The organism is Aestuariimicrobium sp. Y1814 (assembly GCF_050113895.1).
GTDB lineage: Bacteria > Actinomycetota > Actinomycetes > Propionibacteriales > Propionibacteriaceae > Aestuariimicrobium.
Genome location: NZ_JBNJRW010000001.1, coordinates 376,886 through 394,728, shown reverse-complemented (window position 1 = coordinate 394,728; position 17,843 = coordinate 376,886). Strand labels below are relative to the sequence as shown.

The window sequence follows — 17,843 nt, the reverse complement described above, 5'->3', positions numbered from 1 at the left end:
GCTGAGGTGTGGGTGGTCGGCTTGGCCGCCCGTGGCAGGATGGGGCCATGGCACGCGACGATGCTGACTTCGTCGACCCCGGCGAAGACGACTTCGCGGAGTTTGTCGCGCGCACGAGGGATCGGACCACGCAGCTGGCCTTCGCCCTCACCGGCGACACCGACACCGCCGCCGACCTCGCTGAACGGGCCTATGCTGCGGTGCGTGCCCGCTGGGCACGGCTCGACGAGGCCGGTGCCCGCGCCGAACTGCGTGACCAGCTGCTGAAGCAGGCCAAGGGCTTCCGCTGGCAGGCCGAAGGACTCGACACCGTCGCAGACACCGGCTGGCCGCAGGTCGCGTTGTCCGACCAGGAGGTGGCACAGCGGGCCGGCGCCACCGAACCCGGCGCCAGCTGCTCTCGGCCGGCGCCGCAACCCTGTCCATCGCCGCCCTCGGGACCGCGCTGTGGCGGATGCTGGGCAGCAGCGACGATGACGAGCAGGCCGCGACCGACCTGCAGTCCGCGGCCCCGAGCTATGCCGGGTTCACCGTGACCGACAGCTTCCCGGTGCCACTGGACGACGTGACGGTACACCTCGACCTGCTGCGCCCCCATGAGGACGTCGACCCCCCGTTCCTGGCCGTCCGGCGTGGGGGACTGGTGCTGGGCACCCTGCGCCTGCGGCCGGGGCAGTTGGTCACCCTGGACGACCCGTTCTCGCAGTTCGGGCAGCTCAGTGTGGCCATCACCCCCGAGTCGGACTGGATGCACTTCCACGGCGGCTGGTCGCGTCCGATCCGGCCGACGCTGGTGCAGGTGGGTGACTACTCGGTGGGGGTGGCAGCCGGCGTACGCAATGTCGAGGTGCAGGTGGTCATCGCCGGCACCCGCGAGGGTGACCTGGTGGCCTTCCCCGAGACCAGGGCCGGTGGTCTGGGCTTCGAGGCCGGCAGGGTGTGGGCCTACTCCGTGGATGGCCAACTCATCGTGCGCCGAGGGCAGGGCGGGCACCTGCGCGTCGTTGAGGAGCGGCAGGTCGAACTGCGCCAGGTCGATGAGCACGTACTCGGCGTCGGTGCGTTCGTTCGCGATGCCCATGACCCAGTCCGCCACGGACTTGCCCTTGCGCCCCTCGCGGATGGAACCGAGGATGATGCCGATCTTCATGTGGGTGCAACCTTTCGTCTGGATGACCCAGAGTAGTTGAACCATCAACGGAAGGTGAAGTTGTGCCTGCTCGGCCTCCTATCCGGAGGGGAGGAGTGAGCCGATCAGAGCCCTGAGTCCGTCCGCGCCGGTGGGCTCGGCGGCCAGCAGGGGGACCACCGCTGTCCGATGGGCCTGTTTCCCGACGGTGTCGAGGTGCGGTTCTTCAGCCGAGGCCCGCGCCTTCAGCAGCGGGGATGACGTGGACGAGGCCGCCAGTGACTGGTTCACCACCCACGCCCATGGTTCGATGCTGGCGCGGCGTAGCTCCTCCTGCAGGTCGGTGGCCTCCTGCACCGGTGTGGCCTCCGGCAGTGTGACGATCACCATCTTCGTCAGCTCCGGATCCTGCAATCGCATCAGCGGGGTGACGGGGGTGGCTGAGCCCATCCCGCGCATGATGTCGCGATGGTAGGAACCGGTGGCATCCATCAGCAGCAGCGTGTGGCCGGTGGGTGCCGTGTCGACGACGACGAATTGGCGCCGCGCTTGGCTCACGAGGTGGGAGAACTCGCCGAACACGGCCACCTCCTCGGTGCACGGGCTCATCAGATCCTCCTGCAGCTGTGCCCGGCCGGCCTCGTCGAGGCGTGCGCCCTTCGTGCGCATCACCTTGTCCCGATAGGCCTGGATCGCCGCCCGCGGATCGATTCGCGAGACGGTGAGGTTGTCGTCCGAGGCTCCGGCGAGCACATCATCGAGGTGGGCTGCCGGGTCTGTGGTGGACAGGTGCACGGTCTTGCCGCGCTCGGCCAGGGCCATCGCGACAGCTGCCGCCACCGTCGACTTGCCGACGCCGCCCTTGCCCATGCACATCACGAGGCCGTGATCCTGGGCGGCGAGTTCCTCGACGAGCGCTCCCAGCCCGTCAGCGTCGACGTGGGTGGGTTCAGCCAGGGAATCGACCGGCTCGGGAGTGGGGTTCAGCAGCTCGCGCAGTTGCTCCACGCCGACGACGGCGACGGCACGCAGGCCGATCTCCGTGCGATCGAGCGTCCGCAGGAGCGGTGGGAGTTCGGTGATCGCCTGCTGCTCGCGCTGGTGCAGCGCATGGGCCAGCGCGTCCTCACCCGGGTCGTTCAGCAGGGCGTTGATCACCAGGTGCTGCTCGGTGATGCCCACCTTCGCGAGTTCTGCTGAGGTGCGCTCGGCCTCGGCCAGCGTGGACGGCTGGGCGCGCGTGACGAGCACCAGGCGTGTCTGCGTGGGATCGGCGAGGCGCTGGAGCGCGGCCGCGTAGGTGGCACGGGTCTTGTCGAGGCCGGCCATGGGGCCGAGGCAGGACGCATCGCCCTTGCCCTCATCGAGGAAGCTGGTCCACTCGCCGGGCAGTTGGAGCAGGCGGATCGTATGGCCGGTGGGGGCGGTGTCGAACACGATGTGGTCGTATCCGGCGATGCGGGTGTCGTCGGCGAGCAGATCGGTGAACTCGTTGAAGGACGCGACCTCCGTGGTGCAGGAGCCGGAGAGTTGCTCGGTGATCGACGCGATCTCGGCGGCCGGGAGGAGGTTGCGCACCGGGCCGATGATGCGCTCGCGGTAGGCGTCTGCCGCCTGCTGGGGGTCGATCTCGATGGCGTCCAACCCGTCGACGGCGTTGATGGGGGTGATCTGGTTGCCGATGCCCTGGCCGAATACCTGCGCGACGTTGGAGGCAGGATCGGTGGAGACCAGCAGCACCCGCCTGCCCTCGTCAGCGAGGCGGGTGGCCGAGGCGCAGGCGAGTGAGGTCTTGCCCACCCCGCCCTTGCCCGTGAAGAAGAGGAAGCGGGGGAGGTCGTCGAGGAACAGCATCAGCAGCAGTCCCCGGTGGTGGCACGGGAGGGCTCGCTGGCGCCGCCGCAGCAGCCAGCCGCCGCCGGGGCCGCATCGTCGTCGGCGCAGCAGCCGCTGCTTGCGGTCAGCCCGAGATCGGCGCCCTCGGGGCGGCCGGCGAAGCGGAGGAATTCGGCGCGGGAGGGGTAGCGTCCCGTGGCGACGGTCACGTCATCGACCAGCACCAGCGGGAGCCCTTCTGAACCAGCCACCTGGAGGTAGTTGACGACCACCGGGTTGGCTGCGAATGCCGCCGGGTCGTTGACGAGATTGTGGCGGGCGATGTCGATGCCCTCGGCCTTGAGGTAATCGAGATCGGCGGTGAAGCGCACCAGGTTCTCGTCAAGTTCTGGCCCGCAGACGCCCGTGTTGCAGCAGAGGGCGGGTTCGAACACGCGGATCTGGGTAGTCATGCATGCCTCCATATTGATAGTTGTCTATATGAATGATGCCCGACATATAGAAAGAAATCAATATGTCTTGCTAAGCTGTGTGGATGGCTTCCACCGTGGTGCACGAACACGACGCAGACCCGTGTTGCGCGGGCGCGACGTCCGCCCTGCTCCCCATCGACGAGGCCACACTGCTGGCGGTGACGTTCAAGGCCCTCGCGGATCCCACCCGTGTCCGGCTGCTGCGTTACCTCGCGGAATCCGCGGCAGGGACGGCGTGCGCCTGCCACCTGCCGGAGGCCCTGGGCATCAGCCAGCCGACGCTCTCATTCCACATGAACAAGCTGCACGACGCCGGCCTGGTGTTACGCGAGAAGCGTGGCCGGTGGGTGCACTGGACGGTGCGGCCCGAATCCCTCGCCTCGGTGCGCGGCTTCCTGGACCTGCCCGCCAGCGCCGACGCGGACTGTTGCTGAGTCACCTCTTTCCAATCTCTACCAAGAGAGGGGGCAGTGTGGATAATCCACACTGCCCCCTCGGATTCGGTAGGGATGACGATCAGTCGTCGAGTAGTTGCTCCGCGAGCAGCTCGAAACCGCGCACCTTGGCCGGCCATGCGTCGGCCGGATCGTCCTGATAGGCGCCCTGCACGGGGTGCACCATGATCTCGTCGACGCCGAACTCAGCGGCCGCCTCACGGAGCTGGTGGGCGACCTGAGCCGGGTCGCCCACCGCCCAGGTGTCGACGGTCGGCTGCGCCGCGCGGCGCAGGTCGTCGGTGAAGAGGGCCTTGACGTCGTCGCCGACGAACGGCGCAGGCGACATCCCGCCGCCGGTGGTGAACTTCGTCATCGTGTTCAGGTGCGGCTCGACGAGCTCCCACGCCTCATCCGCGGTCTCGGCGACGCACACGTTCATCGACAGGAACGTGCGCGGTGCCTCGCCGTGCTCGGACGGCTCGAAGCTGCCGCGGTACAGGTCGAGGGCCTGGCGGGTGCCGCGGCCACTGAAGTCGTGCGCGAACACGTACGGCAGGCCCAGCGCGGCGGCGAGCTGGGCCGAGTAGTCGCTGGATCCCAGCAGCCACACCTGGGGAGCGTGCTCGACGTCCGGGGCCGCACGGAGCTGGTAGGTCTGCCCGCGGGGCAGCCGAACCTCCGCGCCGTGGGGGCTGAGCAAGGTGAGGATGTCCTGCACGTTGCGGGGGAACTCGCGCACCGGGTCGATGGGGCGGCCGTCGGCGTCGACGAAGTGGCCGCCGCCGAGGTGCCCACGGATGGCCGCGGACGTGATCGGGTCCGTGCCGGGCGCGCGCCCGATGCCCAGGTCGATGCGGTCGCCGTAGACCGCCGTCAGCAGGGCGAACTGCTCCGCCACGGCGAGGGGGGCGTGGTTGGGCAGCATCACGCCGCCGGAGCCGAGCCGGATCTGCTCGGTGTCCTGCCCGAGGTACATCAGCTCGATGGCGGGGCTGGTGGAGGCCACCGAGTCGGTGTTGTGGTGCTCGGCCACCCAGTAGCGGGTGAACCCGAGCCTGTCCGCCGCCTCGGCCATCTGCTTGGAGGCCCGCAGGCTCTGGGCCGTGGTCTGGTTGCGGCGCACGGAGGCGGGCCAGCAGCCGCGCCCGGCTGCGCGGCGTGCAGATGGCGCACCTGTCCGACGGCACACTGGTCTTCGTGGTCTGGGCTCGGTCGCAGCCGGGACTCTCGGTCACCGGGGTCGGGGCCCAGGAGGTCGAGATCCGGCAGGTGCGTCGCTTCGGGTGGATGGGGATGAGGCCGCCCCAGACAGGGCCGGAATACCCGACGCTGAGCTGGACCGACTGGGAGGGCCAACCGCGCCAGCTGCTGCTGGGCGAGCAGGGCTGACCGCCGCCGCGTCCGAAACCCGCCAGAACCGCTGCCGCCGATGAGCCAGACTGGACCCATGACCCTGCAGATGCCCGACCCCGAGGCGTGCTATCGCGCCCTGTCGAGCCGCGACCCCAGGTTCGACGGCTGGGTCTACGCCGGCATCTCCAGCACCGGGATCTACTGCCGGCTGAGCTGCCCCGCCCGCACCCCCCGGCGCGAGAACTGTCACTGGTACCCCACCGCGGCGGCCGCCCAGGCCGCCGGGTTCCGGGCCTGCCGCCGCTGCCAACCAGACGCCATCCCCGGCTCACCCATGTGGGACCTCAACGAGGACATCACTGCCCGGGCCATGCGGATGATCAATGACGGGGTGGTCGACCGCGAGGGCATCGGCGGGCTGGCCGCGCGACTGGGCTACTCGACCCGGCAGGTGCAAAGGGTGCTGCAGGACCATGCCGGGGCCGGGCCACTGGCGCTGGCGCGGACCCGCCGTGCGCACACCGCCAGGCTCCTGCTGCAGACCACCCGGCTGCCGGTCTCGTCGATCGCCTTCCAGGCCGGGTTCAGTTCGGTGCGGCAGTTCAACGACACGATCCGCGAGGTGTACGGGCAGACCCCCACCGCCCTGCGGGGCCGGCGCGGCACCGTGGCCGTCGCAGAGGCCGGGGGACTGGTCCTGCGGCTGCCGGTCCGCCAGCCCTTCGACCTGGCCGGCCAACTTGCCTTCATGGCCACCCGGACGGTCCCCGGCCTGGAATCGGGTGGCCCGGGAGGGTTCGCCAGGACCGTCCGCCTGCCCTACGGCCACGGCATCGTCGCCGTGGAACCCCGGGGCGGGGGACTGCGGGCCAGGGTGGCCCTGGCGGACTGGCGTGACCTCAGCACGCTGGTGGCGCGGGTGAGGGCATGGTTCGACCTCGACGCCGACCCCCTGGCCGTCGACGAGGCGCTGGGCGCCGCGCTGGGCGCCGAGGCGCCCGCGGTGGCGGAGGCCATCGCCGCCCCCGGGGTGCGGCTGCCCGGCACCCCCGACCCCGACGAACTGGCCGTGCGCTGCCTGGTCGGCCAACAGGTCTCCCTGGCCGGGGCCGTGACCGTGACCGGGCGACTGGTTGCCGACCACGGTGACCCCCTCGAACCCGACCTGGCCGCCACCGCCACCGCCTGGGGGTACCGGCTGAACCGGGTGTTCCCCGGCATGGACACCCTGGCCGGGCTCGACACCGACACCCTGCCGATGCCCCGCGCGCGGGGTCGGGCCCTGGTCGGCCTGGCCGACGCTCTCGCCACCGGCCGGGTCAGCCTGGCTGCCGGAGTCGACCGGCAAGAGGCACGGGCGGCACTGGAATCGCTGCCCGGCATCGGCGCCTGGACCAGCGGGTACATCGCGCTGCGCGCGCTCGGCGACCCCGACATCCTGCTCGACACCGACCTGGTCATCCGACGAACCCTCGACCGGCTCGGCCTGACCCGGACCGAGGACTGCGCCCCATGGCGTTCCTACCTGACCGTCCACCTGTGGCGCCTCGCCGCCACCCCCACCAGTACGGAGACCCGATGACGACCCTCACCTTCACCACCACCGACACCCCGATGGGTCCCTTCGGCTGGTTGACGACCGACGCCGGGGCCGTGGTGGCCAGCGGCTGGACCACCGACCCCGACTACCTGCGCGACCTGGCCCGCAGCAGCGCCACCGTCGTCCCCGGCACCGACGAGCCGACCAGCACGGCGATCGCTGACTTCTTCGCCGGTGACCCTGCTGCCCTGGACCGGGTGCCGGTGCAGCAACAGGCAGGGGAGTTCATCACCGACGCCTGGGTGGCCCTGCGGCGCGTCCCCGCGGGGGAGCGGGTCACCTACACCGAACTCGCGGCGGCCGCAGGACGCCCGGCCGCGGTCCGGGCTGCGGCCAGCGCCTGCGCGACCAACCGGGCAGCCCTGTTCGTCCCCTGCCACCGCGTCGTGCGCAGCGACGGTGGGCTGGGCCGGTTCCGCTACGGGGTCGAGACCAAGCAGGCGCTGCTGGCCTTCGAGGCGACGATGCGGCCCCACGGCGACTGAGGGCGCATAATGGTGCACGATGTCCACTCTCACCAACGTGCACCTTGTCACCCTGGGCTGTGCCCGCAACGAGGTAGATTCCGAAGAACTCGCCGGCCGGCTCGAGGCGGGCGGGTTCCGCCTCGTCGAGGACCCGGACCAGGCCGACGCGGTCATGGTCAACACCTGCGGCTTCGTGGAACAGGCCAAGAAGGACTCGGTCGACACCCTGCTGCAGGCCGCCGACCTCAAGGACCAGGGCCGGACGAAGGCCGTGGTGGCCGTGGGCTGCATGGCCGAGCGGTACGGCTCGGAACTGGCCGAGTCCATGCCCGAGGCTGACGCGGTGCTCGGCTTCGACTCCTATGCCACCATTGCCGACCGGCTGACCACCATCCTCAACGGTGGCCACGTCGAGGCCCATGCCCCGCGTGACCGCCGGACCCTGCTGCCGATCACCCCGGTCAAGCGTCGCGAGGCAGCGGCCGGTATCGCCGTGCCCGGGCACGCCGACCTGCCGGCCGGGGTCGTCCCGGCCAGCGGCCCGAGGACCCTGCGCAAGCGCCTTGGCAACAGCCCCTACGCCCCGCTCAAGATCGCCTCGGGGTGCGACCGTCGCTGCGCCTTCTGCGCCATTCCACGCTTCCGTGGCTCCTACCTGTCGCGCACCCCCGAGGAGGTCGTAGAAGAGGCCCGCTGGCTGGTCGACCATGGCGTCCACGAGGTGTTCCTGGTCAGCGAGAACTCCTCGTCCTACGGCAAGGACCTCGGTGACATCCGCCTGCTCGAGAAGCTGCTGGGTGACTTGTCCGCGGTTGACGGCCTCGACTGGATCCGCGTCTCCTACCTGCAGCCGGCCGAGATCCGTCCGAGCCTGATCGACGCGATGGTCTCCACCGAGAAGGTCGTGCCCTACTTCGACCTCAGCTTCCAGCACGCGTCGGGCCCCCTGCTGCGCCGGATGCGCCGCTTCGGTGACGCCGAATCGTTCCTGAACCTGGTCGAGACCATCCGCGACAAGGTGCCGCACGCCGGCATCCGGTCCAACGTCATCGCCGGCTTCCCCGGTGAGACCGACGAGGACGTCGCCGTGCTCACCGACTTCCTGAACCGTGCCCGCCTCGACGTGGTCGGCGTGTTCGCCTACTCCGACGAGGACCACACCGAGGGCGCCACCATGGACGGCCACCTCGACCAGGACCTGATCGAGGAACGCGCCGCCGAGCTGTCCGACCTGGCCGCCGAGCTGTGCGCCCAGCGGGCCGAGGACCGGATCGGTGAGGTCACCACCGTGCTGGTCGAGGGCCGTGAGGACGGTGCGGCTGTCGGGCGCGCCGAGTTCCAGGGCCCCGAGGTCGACGGCACCGTCACCATCGCCGACTGCGATGCCGCCCCCGGTGACTTCGTCGTCGCTGCCATCATTGACTCCGAGGGCGTCGACCTGCGGGCGGAGGTAGTGGCATGAGCGAACCCGGCGCCACCGGCGCACAACCCAAGCAGGCGTCGGCCTGGAACGTGCCCAACATCCTGACTGCGCTGCGCATCATCGCGGTGCCGGTGTTCGCCTGGATGCTGCTGGCCCACCCGCACGAGCAGGACTGGCGCTACTGGACGACCGGCGTCTTCGTGCTGGCCATCCTCACCGATGTGGCCGACGGCAAGATCGCCCGCAAGTACAACCTGGTCACCAACTTCGGCAAGCTGTTCGACTCGATGGCCGACAAGGCCCTCACCGGGATGGCCTTCATCGGCCTCAGCATCCTGGGTGAACTGCAGTGGTGGGTGACCATCATCATCCTGGTGCGCGAGTGGGGTATCACGATCCTGCGGCAGTTCCTGCTCAAGTACAACTTCGTGATGGCCGCCAACAAGGGCGGCAAGCTGAAAACTGTCACCCAGTCGCTGGCGCTGATCCTGTACCTGACCTGGCTGCCGCAGCAGCCCAGCATCATCGCGTGGGTGGCCTGGGTGCTGATGGGTATTGCCTTCGTGCTCACCGTGGTCACCGGCATCGACTACGTCCGCCAGGCGATCAAGGTGCGCAACGAGGCCCGCGCCGGTGGCGCGACCGGTGCCTGAACCGGCGGACGAGGCCGGCCCGGCGGCGGCTGCGTCCCGGCTGCTCGAGGCCCTGGCCGCGCGGGGGCTCAGCCTGGCCAGCGCAGAATCGGTCACCGGGGGCAGGTTCGCCGGCCTGGTCACCTCCGTGCCGGGAGCCTCGCGCAGCTATGTCGGTGGGGTGGTGGCCTATACCAGCCGGCTCAAACACGAACTGCTCGGTGTCGACGCCGACCTGCTGGCCCGCCACGGGGCGGTCAATGAGGCGGTGGCCCGGGCCATGGCCGAAGGAGCCCGCCGACGACTCGGTGCCTCGGTGGCGGTCGCCTGCACCGGGGTTGCCGGCCCCGACCCCAGCGATGGCGCCCCGGTCGGCACGGTGTTCCTGGCACTCGCCCTGGCAGGGTCCACCCGGGCGGTGGAACTGTCCCTGGACGGTGACCGCCGGGCCATCCGTGAGGCCACCGTGGCTGCCATGGTCGACCTGGTCGCCAACAGTCTGCCCTGAGGGCGGGAATGGATTCCGCAAGGTCGGCGTTGTCACCTGTGCGACCGGTTGACTGTCCGGGACGCAGGAAGGCGGACGGACATGAAGCCTGTGCTGGTTCGAGAACTGATCGGTGAAACGCTGCGCGAGTTGCGCTTCGCGCAAGGACGTACCCTGCGCGATGTGAGCACCGCGGCCCGTGTGAGCCTGGGATATCTGTCAGAGGTTGAGCGTGGCCAGAAGGAGGCCTCCAGCGAACTGCTGGCCTCCATCACCGCAGCGCTCGAAGTGCCCCTGTCGGTGGTGCTGCTGACGGTCAGCGACAAGCTGGCTGCTGCGGAGCTGAAGACCCGTATGGCCCGGGCTGCCTGAGCCCACCCCCACCACCACGGCACACGGCCGACCCGACCTGTTCGGGTCGGCCGTGTTCGTCTGTGCGGGCCCGGGCAGGTGGCCTGCTCAGGATTCGTCGGTGCCCTCGTCCACGACGACCACCTCAACACCCGCAGCGCGGATCCGGCCCAGCTCGGCGGCATCGGCAGTGGCATCGGTGATGAGCAGGTCGACCTCGGACAGTTCGGCGAGCCGCGCCAGGGTGGCCACCCCGATCTTCGACCCGTCCGCGACGCAGATGACCCGCTGGGCTCGCTCGATCATGGAGTGGTTGGTGCTGGCCTCGACATCGTCATGGGTGGTCAGGCCACCCTGCACGCTGATGCCGTCGCAGCCGACGATGGCGGTGCCGACATTGATCTGGCGGAAGGTCGACTCCGCCAGGGAACCGACCAGCTCAAGTGAGGTGGCCCGCAGGATGCCACCGGCGATCAGCACCCGGTTCTGGCCGTGCCCGGCGGCCTCGATGGCCAGCCCGACCGAGTTCGTCACGATCGTCAGGTCACCGCGACGGTCCAGTGCCCGCAGCACCTCGGTCGTGGTGGTGCCACCGGTCATGGCCACCGCATGGCGGCCGAGGGGGATCTGTTCGACGGCCGCCCGGGCGATCGTCCGCTTGGCCTGCTGGTTGCGCCCACCGCGCAGGTTGACCGGCAACTCACCGCCGGTGGGGCGCGCGGAGGCCCCACCATGGGTGCGGATCAGCAGTCCCTGCTCGGCCAGCGTGCCGACATCGCGCCGAATGGTGGCCGCCGAGGCATTCAGTTCACCGGCCAGGTCGCGCAGTTGCACGTCGCCGCGCTCAGCCACCAGTTGCAGCAGGCGCACCATGCGCTGGGAACGGATCTTGGACGGCGACTCGTGTGACGGGGCCATGTGATTCCTCACTGAATCCGATCTGGGCGAAATCCGATCTGGGCGAAGCAGTACGCCCCGATCATAGATCGCTGAGCGTTTCATGCACGAGAATCGGGATCGACATGTTCACATGTGCACGCCATGGGTGAGCGATCCGGCTCAGGGATCGGATCGTACCCGGTAGCCGCGCGGGGTCATCCGGAACCCCGCAGCCTCCAGCAGGGGCGCCCAGCCCGGGTGCCCGAGCACCTCGGCACCATCGGCGCGGTGGACGGTGATCTCCTCGAGGGCCCGGTCCCGGACGAGCGCGGCCAGCTTCGCCAGTGCCTCACCGGTGTGCTGCCGGTCGACCTCGCGGAAGCCCAGCAGGGAGTGTGCCCCGCGCTCCACGTAGAGCACCGGCATCCCGTCACGCAGGACGACCAGGGCCCCGGCCCGACGGGCGGGGCGGTGGCCCTCGGTCGGTGGCCAGGCCAGCGCGGCACCGTAGGGGTTCGCCGGGTCGCAGGCCGCCAACATCCGGCACTCGGGGTCGTCCGCCGGTCCGCAGGCGCGCAGCCGGTCGATGGCACCGGGCAGCGCGAACTGGGCTGCTCCCAGGCCGGCCACGACGTGCCCGCGCCGCACGAGCCCCTGGTCCTCCATGCCGACCAACACCTGGTAGGCGGGTTGGAAGCTCGTCCAGAAGGGTTCGGCGGCCACCGCACCGCGGGTCAGCACCCCGTGGCGGTGCAGGGCGATCGTGGCCTCCTGCGCCCGGCGTTGCACCGGGTCGCCGCCGGAGGGCACCACCCTCGACCACCGACCGGGAGCAGTGGCCAGGCGCGGCATCCGCACCATCCGGGGCAGCGACCTGCGCTGCATCCGTGCCCTGGTCGGGGTCCGCAGCGCCGGTGCCGCGCCACGTCGGCGGCCCAGGTCGCGCACGGCCTGCAGGCTGTCGCTGGTCACCAGCCCAGCCCACACCAACTCCCACAGGGCCTGGGACTGTTCCGGGTCGGCCAGGCCACCGGCCAACTCGTCCAGTGTCCAGGCGCCACCGCCGCCCAGGCGGTCCCACAACTCGGCCGCAGCGGGGGTGAGCCCGGCGACGGCCTGCTCCGGCGGGTCTGGCAGCACGAGGTCCGCGGGCCACAGCTGCACCCAGCCGTCGCCGGAGCCGATCGCCCCGCGACCCGACCAGACCACCTCACCCGAAGCGATGGCCTGGTCGAGCAGGTGCGGCTGGTATCCCTCGACCCGGGCCGGCAGCACCACCGACTCCAGCATCGAGGCGGGCACCGGCCACCCGGCCAGGGAGTCCACCGCAGCCAGCAGGGCATCCGGCCCGGCCGCCGGGGCATCCAGCTCGTGCCAGGCCACCAGGAATCGCGCCAGTTGGGCCGGTTCGACCGGTTCCACCTCTGCGCGCAGTATGGCCAGCGTGCGCCGCTTCACCCGGGCCAGGACGTCGGGGTGCCACCAGTGCTGGTCCAACAGCACCAGCTGGTGTTGCTCGCGCAGGCGCTGCAGGACCTCGTGCACCGTTGCAGCGGCCAACCCCCAGCGCTCCGCCAGCCCCGCCGGGGTGACACCGCAGCGGCAGAGCAGTTGGCGCAGCACGAGCCGCGCCAGCGCCTCGTCGGCGCCGGGCCCGGGTTGCTCCCCGAAACCGGGTGGCGCGGGCACCCCCAGGCCGTCACGCAGCACCCCGATGTCGTCGACGGTGCACAGCATCGACCGGCCCGCCACCCGCACCCGGACGAGCCGGCGCTGCGCCACCAGGTCGGCGACCCAGTCCTGCACCGGTGCCTGCGGGTCGGCCCGCTCACCGCACTCGTCCGGGTCCAGCGGCCCGAGCATGCGGATGATGTCCCACAGTTGTTCGGCGGTGGCGGCCCGGGCCGGTTCACTGGTGCGCTGCAGGTCCGCCTCCACCCGGGCCACGGCGGCCGGGTCGAGCAGCACCTCACTGCCTTCACGCCCCAACAACTCCGCCAGCAGCCCGGCATCGACATTCAGGGCCGCCAGCCGGCGTTCGGCCAGCGGCTGGTCGCTGTCGTAGAGGAACTCACCGACATAGCCGAACATCAGGTTGCGGGCGAAGGGGGAGGGGCGCTCGGTCTCGGCGAGCACCAGCCGGGTCGTCCGGGCCTGGATGCCGGCGAGCAGGTCGCGCAGGCCAGGCATGTCGAAGACGTCGTCGAGGCATTCGCGCAGCGTCTCCAGCACGATGGGGAAGTCAGCGTGGCGGCTGGCCACCTCGAGCAGCTGAGCCGCGCGTTGCCGCTGGCGCCACAGCGGGGTGCGCCGGCCCGGGTCGAGGCGGGGCAGCAACAGCGCGCGGGTGGCGCATTCCCGGAACCGGGCCGCGAACAGAGCAGACCCGTAGACCTCGTCGGTGACCACCTCGTGCACCTGCTCCGGGTCGAGGTCGAGCAGTTCCAGCCCGGGAACCCGGTCGGAGTCGGGGATACTGACGACGATCCCGTCGTTGGTGGCCCAGGCCCGCACCTCACCGCCGTACTCCCGGCGGGCCAGGGCCTCGATGGCCAGCGCCCACGGCGTCAACACCGCCGCCCCCCACGGGCAGTGGACCACCACCCGCCAGTCGCCCAGTTCGTCACGGAACCGTTCCACCAGCACCGTGGAGGCCCCAGGCAGTTCGCCGGTCGCCGCGCGCTGCTCGGCCAGGTGGGTGCGCAGGTTCTGGGCCGCGTTCTCGTCCAGCGTGGCCAGCGCCCGGTCGGCGGAGGGACTGCCGGCCGCCAGCGCGTCGACGAACCGGCCGATCGCCACACCCAGCCCCGACGGGCGCCAGGGCTGCTCGCCTTTCCAGAACGGCAACCGGCCGGGCTGGCCCGGGGCCGGGGTGACCAGCACCTGGTGCGGGGTGATCTCTTCGACCCGCCAACTGGTGGTGCCCAGGGTGAACACGTCACCGACGCGGGATTCGTGGACCATCTCCTCGTCGAGTTCACCCACCCGACGCCCCGGGGTGCCGGGTTCACCGACCAGGAACACGCCGTACAGGCCACGGTCGGGGATCGTGCCCCCGCTGGTGGTGACGAGGCGTCGCGCCCCGGGGCGCGCGCTCAGGGTCCCGGTGACCCGGTCGTGCACCAGCCGCGGGCGTAGTTCGGCGAACTCCTCGCTGGGGTAGCGCCCGGCCAGCATGTCGACCACACCGTCGAACACGGGCCGCGACAGCTGGGCGTAGGCGTCGCAGCGACGGACCAGGTCATAGGCGTCCTGGGTGGGGACCGACTGGTCAATGGTCATCGAGACCAGGTGCTGGGCCAACACGTCGAGCGGGTTGCGGACCTGGCGCACCGGCTCGATGCGGCCCAGCAGCATCTCGTGGGTGACCACGGTCGCCTCGAGCAGGTCACTGCGGTGGGTCGGCAGCATCACCCCGGCGGACACCGCCCCGACCTGGTGGCCGGCCCGGCCCACCCGCTGCAACCCGGACGAGACCGAGGGCGGGGCCGAGACCTGCACCACCAGGTCGATGCTGCCCATGTCGATGCCCAACTCCAATGAGGAGGTGGCCACCACGCAGGCGAGCCTCCCCGACTTGAGGTCCTGCTCGATCTCGGCGCGCCGCTGTTTGGACACCGAGCCGTGGTGGGCGCGGGCGACCTGGGGCCACTGCTCCTGGTCGATCCCGAGCGATGCCCCCGACTGGGCCATCACTTCGGCAGGTGGCACCGGGTGCTGGTCGAGGTCGGCACCCAGCCGGGCCGCGTGCAACTCGTTGAGGTGGGCGGTCAACCGTTCGGCCACCCGCCGTGAGTTCACGAAGCACAAGGTGGTGCGGTGGGCATCGATCAGTTGCAGCAGGCGCTGCTCGATGAAGGGCCAGATCGACCGGTTCGGTTCACCGGCCCCTTCCTCGGAGCTGCCCGGCGGCAGGGCGAGGTCGGTCATGTCCTCGACGGGCACCTCGAGGCTGAGGTCCCACTGCTTGTCGGGGGCTGGTTGCAGGACCTCGACGGGGCGATCACCGGCCAGGAAGCGGGCCACCTGGGCCGGTGGCTCGACGGTGGCCGACAACCCGATCCGCTGGAAACCCCGGCCGCCGAGCTGGTCCAGGCGTTCCAGCGACAGCTGCAGGTGCACCCCGCGTTTCGTGCCCGCCAGCGCGTGGACCTCATCGACGATGACGGTGCCCAGTTCGTCGAACATGTCCTTCGACTGGCTCGACAGCATCAGGAAGAGCGACTCGGGTGTGGTGATCAGCACATCCGGTGGGTGGGCTGCCAATTGGCGGCGTTGGGCAGCGCTCGAATCGCCGGAGCGGATGGCCACGGTGATGTCGGGACTGGGGGAGCCCAGCCGTTCGGCGGCCACCTGGATGCCGCGCAGCGGGGCGGTGAGGTTGCGGGCGACATCGCTGGCCAGGGCCTTGAGCGGTGAGACGTAGAGCACCTGGACCTTGCCGTGCTCGCGGGCATCGGCCACCTCATCGGTGCTGCGGGCGCTGAGCCGGTCGAGGCTGGACAGGAACGCCGCCAGGGTCTTGCCGGAACCGGTCGGCGCCACCAGCAGCGTGTGCTTGCCGGCCCCGATGGACGACCAGGCCGCGGACTGCGCGGCCGTCGGGGCGGCGAAGGAGTCACTGAACCATGCCTTGGTGGGCGCACTGAAGCCGGCCAATGCGTCGGCGGTGGTCGGCTCAATACCCATGCCTGCCATGGTGACATCCCGGGGTGACAAGTTTCGTCCGGACACCGCCGGGTGCACCGGCCCGACGGTGCGTGCGCGCTAGGCTCGGGGGGTGAGGGAAGCAGAGTTGTGGCAACGCCTGGCGCAGCACCTGGGTGATGGCTACGCCCGCACCTGGGCCGAGCAGTACAGCCTCGACACCCTCGGCGGACGCACCGTGGTGGAGTCGCTGGCGGCCGGACTGCCGAACAAGACCATCTGGCGCGCGGTCTGGCAGGCACTGGAGCTGCCGGCCACCGACCGCTGAACAACACCTTCGAGCGACACGCCCGGACAACACTCGTCATTCGAACAGGCGTTCGGTAGTGTGTTGTCCACCGAAGAATCGTGACGGGGCGAAGTTGTCCACAGGCGAGAAAGTTGTCGCCGGAAGTGTCGGACCGCACGCCTATCGTCGTCAGCACTGGACCACGAACCCGTCACATGACGGCCGCTTGAAAGGAACTGCTCATGGCAGTTGCAGACCGCCAGAAGGCCCTCGAGGCCGCGCTCTCGCAGATCGAGAAGACCCATGGCAAGGGCTCGGTCATGCGCCTGGGCGACGAAACCCGCCAACCGATCGCCTTCATCCCGACCGGCTCGGTCGCCCTCGACGTCGCCCTCGGCATCGGTGGGCTTCCCCGGGGCCGCATCGTGGAAATCTACGGACCCGAGTCGAGCGGCAAGACGACCGTCGCCCTGCATGCGATCGCCCAGGCCCAGGCCGAGGGCGGCATCTGCGCCTTCATCGACGCCGAGCACGCCCTGGACCCCGACTACGCCAAGAAGCTCGGTGTCGACACCGACTCGCTGCTGGTCAGCCAGCCCGACACCGGTGAGCAGGCCCTCGAGATCGCCGACACTCTGGTGCGCTCCGGTGCACTGGCGCTGATCGTCATCGACTCCGTGGCGGCCCTGACCCCGCGCGCCGAGATCGAGGGTGAGATGGGTGACAACCATGTCGGCCTGCATGCCCGGTTGATGAGCCAGGCGCTGCGCAAGATGACCGGTGGGCTCAACCAGGCCGGCACCACCGCCATCTTCATCAACCAGCTGCGCGAGAAGATCGGGGTCATGTTCGGCTCGCCGGAGACCACCACCGGTGGTCGGGCGCTGAAGTTCTACGCCTCGGTGCGCCTTGACGTGCGCCGCATCGAAACCCTGAAGGACGGCACCGAATCGGTCGGCAACCGCACCCGGGTCAAGATCGTCAAGAACAAGGTCGCCCCGCCCTTCAAGCAGGCCGAGTTCGACATCATCTACGGGCAGGGCATCAGCCGCGAAGGCTCGCTGATCGACATGGGCGTCGACGCCGGCATCATCCGCAAGGCGGGTGCGTGGTTCACCTACGACGGCGACCAGCTGGGCCAGGGCAAGGAGAATGCCCGCAACTTCCTGCGGACCAACCCCGAGGTGGCCGACGAGATCGAGCGACGCATCCGCGCCGCCCTGGGCCTGGGTGGTGCCGCCGCCGAAGAGGTCCCCGCCGGGGTGGACCCGGTCACCGGGGAGGTTGACTTCTGAGCGAGGGCGACGACCGGACGCCGACCCGCGCCGCTCAGCTCGAGGTGGCGCGGGAGGTGATCCTGCGACGGCTGTCGTTGCGCGCCCACAGTCGTGCAGAACTGGCACGGGCCCTGACCGCCAAGGGGATCGACCCGGAGGTGCAGCAGGAGCTGTTGGACCGGTTCGAGGAACTGGACCTGGTCGGTGACCAGGAGTTCGCCGAGCAGTGGGTGGAGTCCCGGCACCGCTCGCGCGGGTTGTCGCGTCGGGCCCTGGCCGAGGAACTGCGCCGCAAGGGCATCGACGCCGATCTCGTCACCGCAGCCACGTCCACCCTCGACCGCGACGACGAAGTGCGGACCGCTACGGCCGTGGCGCAGCGCAAGCTCCGGTCGATGGCCTCGGTCAGTAACCCGGTGGTGGTGCGGCGGCGGTTGTCCGCCGCACTGGCCCGACGCGGTTACGGCACCGACGTAGCCCTCCAGGTGGTCAATGATGTGCTGTCGGACCGGGGTCAGGAAGACGAGGGCGACGCGCCCGACCACGGCCACTACGAGTAGCCG

The 17,843-nt window shown here is 70.4% G+C and carries 17 protein-coding genes and 1 pseudogene; 12 read left to right on the top strand and 6 right to left on the bottom strand.

Going from position 1 to position 17,843, the window contains the following annotated elements:
- Window positions 1-47: 47 nt before the first annotated feature.
- Window positions 48-536 (top strand): hypothetical protein, encoded by a 489-nt coding sequence (locus ACQE3C_RS01940; RefSeq protein WP_434537580.1) that lies wholly within the window; start codon window positions 48-50, stop codon window positions 534-536.
- A gap of 518 nt (window positions 537-1,054) precedes the next feature.
- Here ACQE3C_RS01940 and ACQE3C_RS01935 read toward each other — a convergent pair.
- The 3 genes and pseudogenes from ACQE3C_RS01935 to arsD all read right to left on the bottom strand — a co-directional run.
- Window positions 1,055-1,150 (bottom strand): annotated as a pseudogene (locus tag ACQE3C_RS01935) (NADPH-dependent FMN reductase); the annotation flags it as partial.
- A 78-nt stretch (window positions 1,151-1,228) separates the two neighbouring features.
- Entirely contained in the window at window positions 1,229-2,983 is a 1,755-nt protein-coding gene (gene arsA / locus ACQE3C_RS01930) for an arsenical pump-driving ATPase (RefSeq protein ID WP_434537501.1), read from the bottom strand.
- Window positions 2,983-3,417: an arsenite efflux transporter metallochaperone ArsD gene (gene arsD / locus ACQE3C_RS01925; RefSeq protein ID WP_434537500.1), complete on the bottom strand. Its 435-nt coding sequence runs from the start codon at window positions 3,415-3,417 to the stop codon at window positions 2,983-2,985. The genes arsA and arsD overlap by 1 nt, the downstream gene beginning before the upstream one ends.
- Before the next feature lie 83 nt (window positions 3,418-3,500).
- Here arsD and ACQE3C_RS01920 point away from each other — a divergent pair, with 83 nt between their 5' ends.
- The gene (locus tag ACQE3C_RS01920; RefSeq protein WP_434537499.1) at window positions 3,501-3,872 is read left to right on the top strand and encodes an ArsR/SmtB family transcription factor; all 372 of its coding nucleotides are present in this window, start codon (window positions 3,501-3,503) and stop codon (window positions 3,870-3,872) included.
- Window positions 3,873-3,954: 82 nt separating this feature from the next.
- Here the strand turns inward: ACQE3C_RS01920 and ACQE3C_RS01915 are convergent, their stop codons facing one another.
- Window positions 3,955-4,998 carry an MsnO8 family LLM class oxidoreductase gene (locus tag ACQE3C_RS01915; protein WP_434537498.1) on the bottom strand — a complete coding sequence of 348 codons (1,044 nt, stop codon included), beginning with the start codon at window positions 4,996-4,998 and terminating at the stop codon, window positions 3,955-3,957.
- Window positions 4,999-5,033: 35 nt separating this feature from the next.
- On the opposite strand from ACQE3C_RS01915, the gene ACQE3C_RS01910 reads away from it, so the two are divergent.
- The 7 genes from ACQE3C_RS01910 to ACQE3C_RS01880 all read left to right on the top strand — a co-directional run bounded on the left by ACQE3C_RS01910 (window position 5,034) and on the right by ACQE3C_RS01880 (window position 10,209).
- Window positions 5,034-5,264, top strand: coding sequence for a hypothetical protein (locus ACQE3C_RS01910; RefSeq protein ID WP_434537497.1), 231 nt, complete (start codon window positions 5,034-5,036; stop codon window positions 5,262-5,264).
- Window positions 5,265-5,322: 58 nt separating this feature from the next.
- A complete protein-coding gene (locus ACQE3C_RS01905) occupies window positions 5,323-6,810 on the top strand; it encodes a DNA-3-methyladenine glycosylase 2 family protein (protein WP_434537496.1) in 1,488 nt (495 codons plus the stop codon).
- Window positions 6,807-7,313 (top strand): methylated-DNA--[protein]-cysteine S-methyltransferase, encoded by a 507-nt coding sequence (locus ACQE3C_RS01900; protein ID WP_434537495.1) that lies wholly within the window; start codon window positions 6,807-6,809, stop codon window positions 7,311-7,313. The genes ACQE3C_RS01905 and ACQE3C_RS01900 overlap by 4 nt, the downstream gene beginning before the upstream one ends.
- Before the next feature lie 19 nt (window positions 7,314-7,332).
- Window positions 7,333-8,757 (top strand): 30S ribosomal protein S12 methylthiotransferase RimO, encoded by a 1,425-nt coding sequence (gene rimO, locus ACQE3C_RS01895; RefSeq protein WP_434537494.1) that lies wholly within the window; start codon window positions 7,333-7,335, stop codon window positions 8,755-8,757.
- A complete protein-coding gene (gene pgsA, locus ACQE3C_RS01890) occupies window positions 8,754-9,371 on the top strand; it encodes a CDP-diacylglycerol--glycerol-3-phosphate 3-phosphatidyltransferase (protein ID WP_434537493.1) in 618 nt (205 codons plus the stop codon). The genes rimO and pgsA overlap by 4 nt, the downstream gene beginning before the upstream one ends.
- Window positions 9,364-9,858: a CinA family protein gene (locus ACQE3C_RS01885; RefSeq protein ID WP_434537492.1), complete on the top strand. Its 495-nt coding sequence runs from the start codon at window positions 9,364-9,366 to the stop codon at window positions 9,856-9,858. The genes pgsA and ACQE3C_RS01885 overlap by 8 nt, the downstream gene beginning before the upstream one ends.
- An 81-nt stretch (window positions 9,859-9,939) precedes the next feature.
- Window positions 9,940-10,209, top strand: coding sequence for a helix-turn-helix domain-containing protein (locus ACQE3C_RS01880; RefSeq protein WP_434537491.1), 270 nt, complete (start codon window positions 9,940-9,942; stop codon window positions 10,207-10,209).
- 87 nt (window positions 10,210-10,296) lie between these two features.
- On the opposite strand, the gene ACQE3C_RS01875 is transcribed toward ACQE3C_RS01880, so the two are convergent.
- Both ACQE3C_RS01875 and ACQE3C_RS01870 read right to left on the bottom strand, forming a co-directional pair.
- Entirely contained in the window at window positions 10,297-11,061 is a 765-nt protein-coding gene (locus tag ACQE3C_RS01875; protein ID WP_434537576.1) for a DeoR/GlpR family DNA-binding transcription regulator, read from the bottom strand.
- A gap of 186 nt (window positions 11,062-11,247) precedes the next feature.
- Window positions 11,248-15,756 carry a DEAD/DEAH box helicase gene (locus ACQE3C_RS01870; protein WP_434537490.1) on the bottom strand — a complete coding sequence of 1,503 codons (4,509 nt, stop codon included), beginning with the start codon at window positions 15,754-15,756 and terminating at the stop codon, window positions 11,248-11,250.
- A gap of 91 nt (window positions 15,757-15,847) precedes the next feature.
- On the opposite strand from ACQE3C_RS01870, the gene ACQE3C_RS01865 reads away from it, so the two are divergent.
- From ACQE3C_RS01865 to ACQE3C_RS01855, 3 genes are all read left to right on the top strand, one after another.
- A complete protein-coding gene (locus ACQE3C_RS01865; protein WP_434537489.1) occupies window positions 15,848-16,042 on the top strand; it encodes a DUF3046 domain-containing protein in 195 nt (64 codons plus the stop codon).
- Window positions 16,043-16,245: 203 nt separating this feature from the next.
- On the top strand, window positions 16,246-17,298 hold the full coding sequence (gene recA / locus ACQE3C_RS01860) for a recombinase RecA (protein WP_434537488.1): 1,053 nt from the start codon (window positions 16,246-16,248) through the stop codon (window positions 17,296-17,298).
- A 56-nt stretch (window positions 17,299-17,354) separates the two neighbouring features.
- Window positions 17,355-17,840, top strand: a complete 486-nt coding sequence (locus ACQE3C_RS01855; protein WP_434537487.1) for a regulatory protein RecX — start codon at window positions 17,355-17,357, stop codon at window positions 17,838-17,840.
- Window positions 17,841-17,843 lie beyond the last annotated feature (3 nt).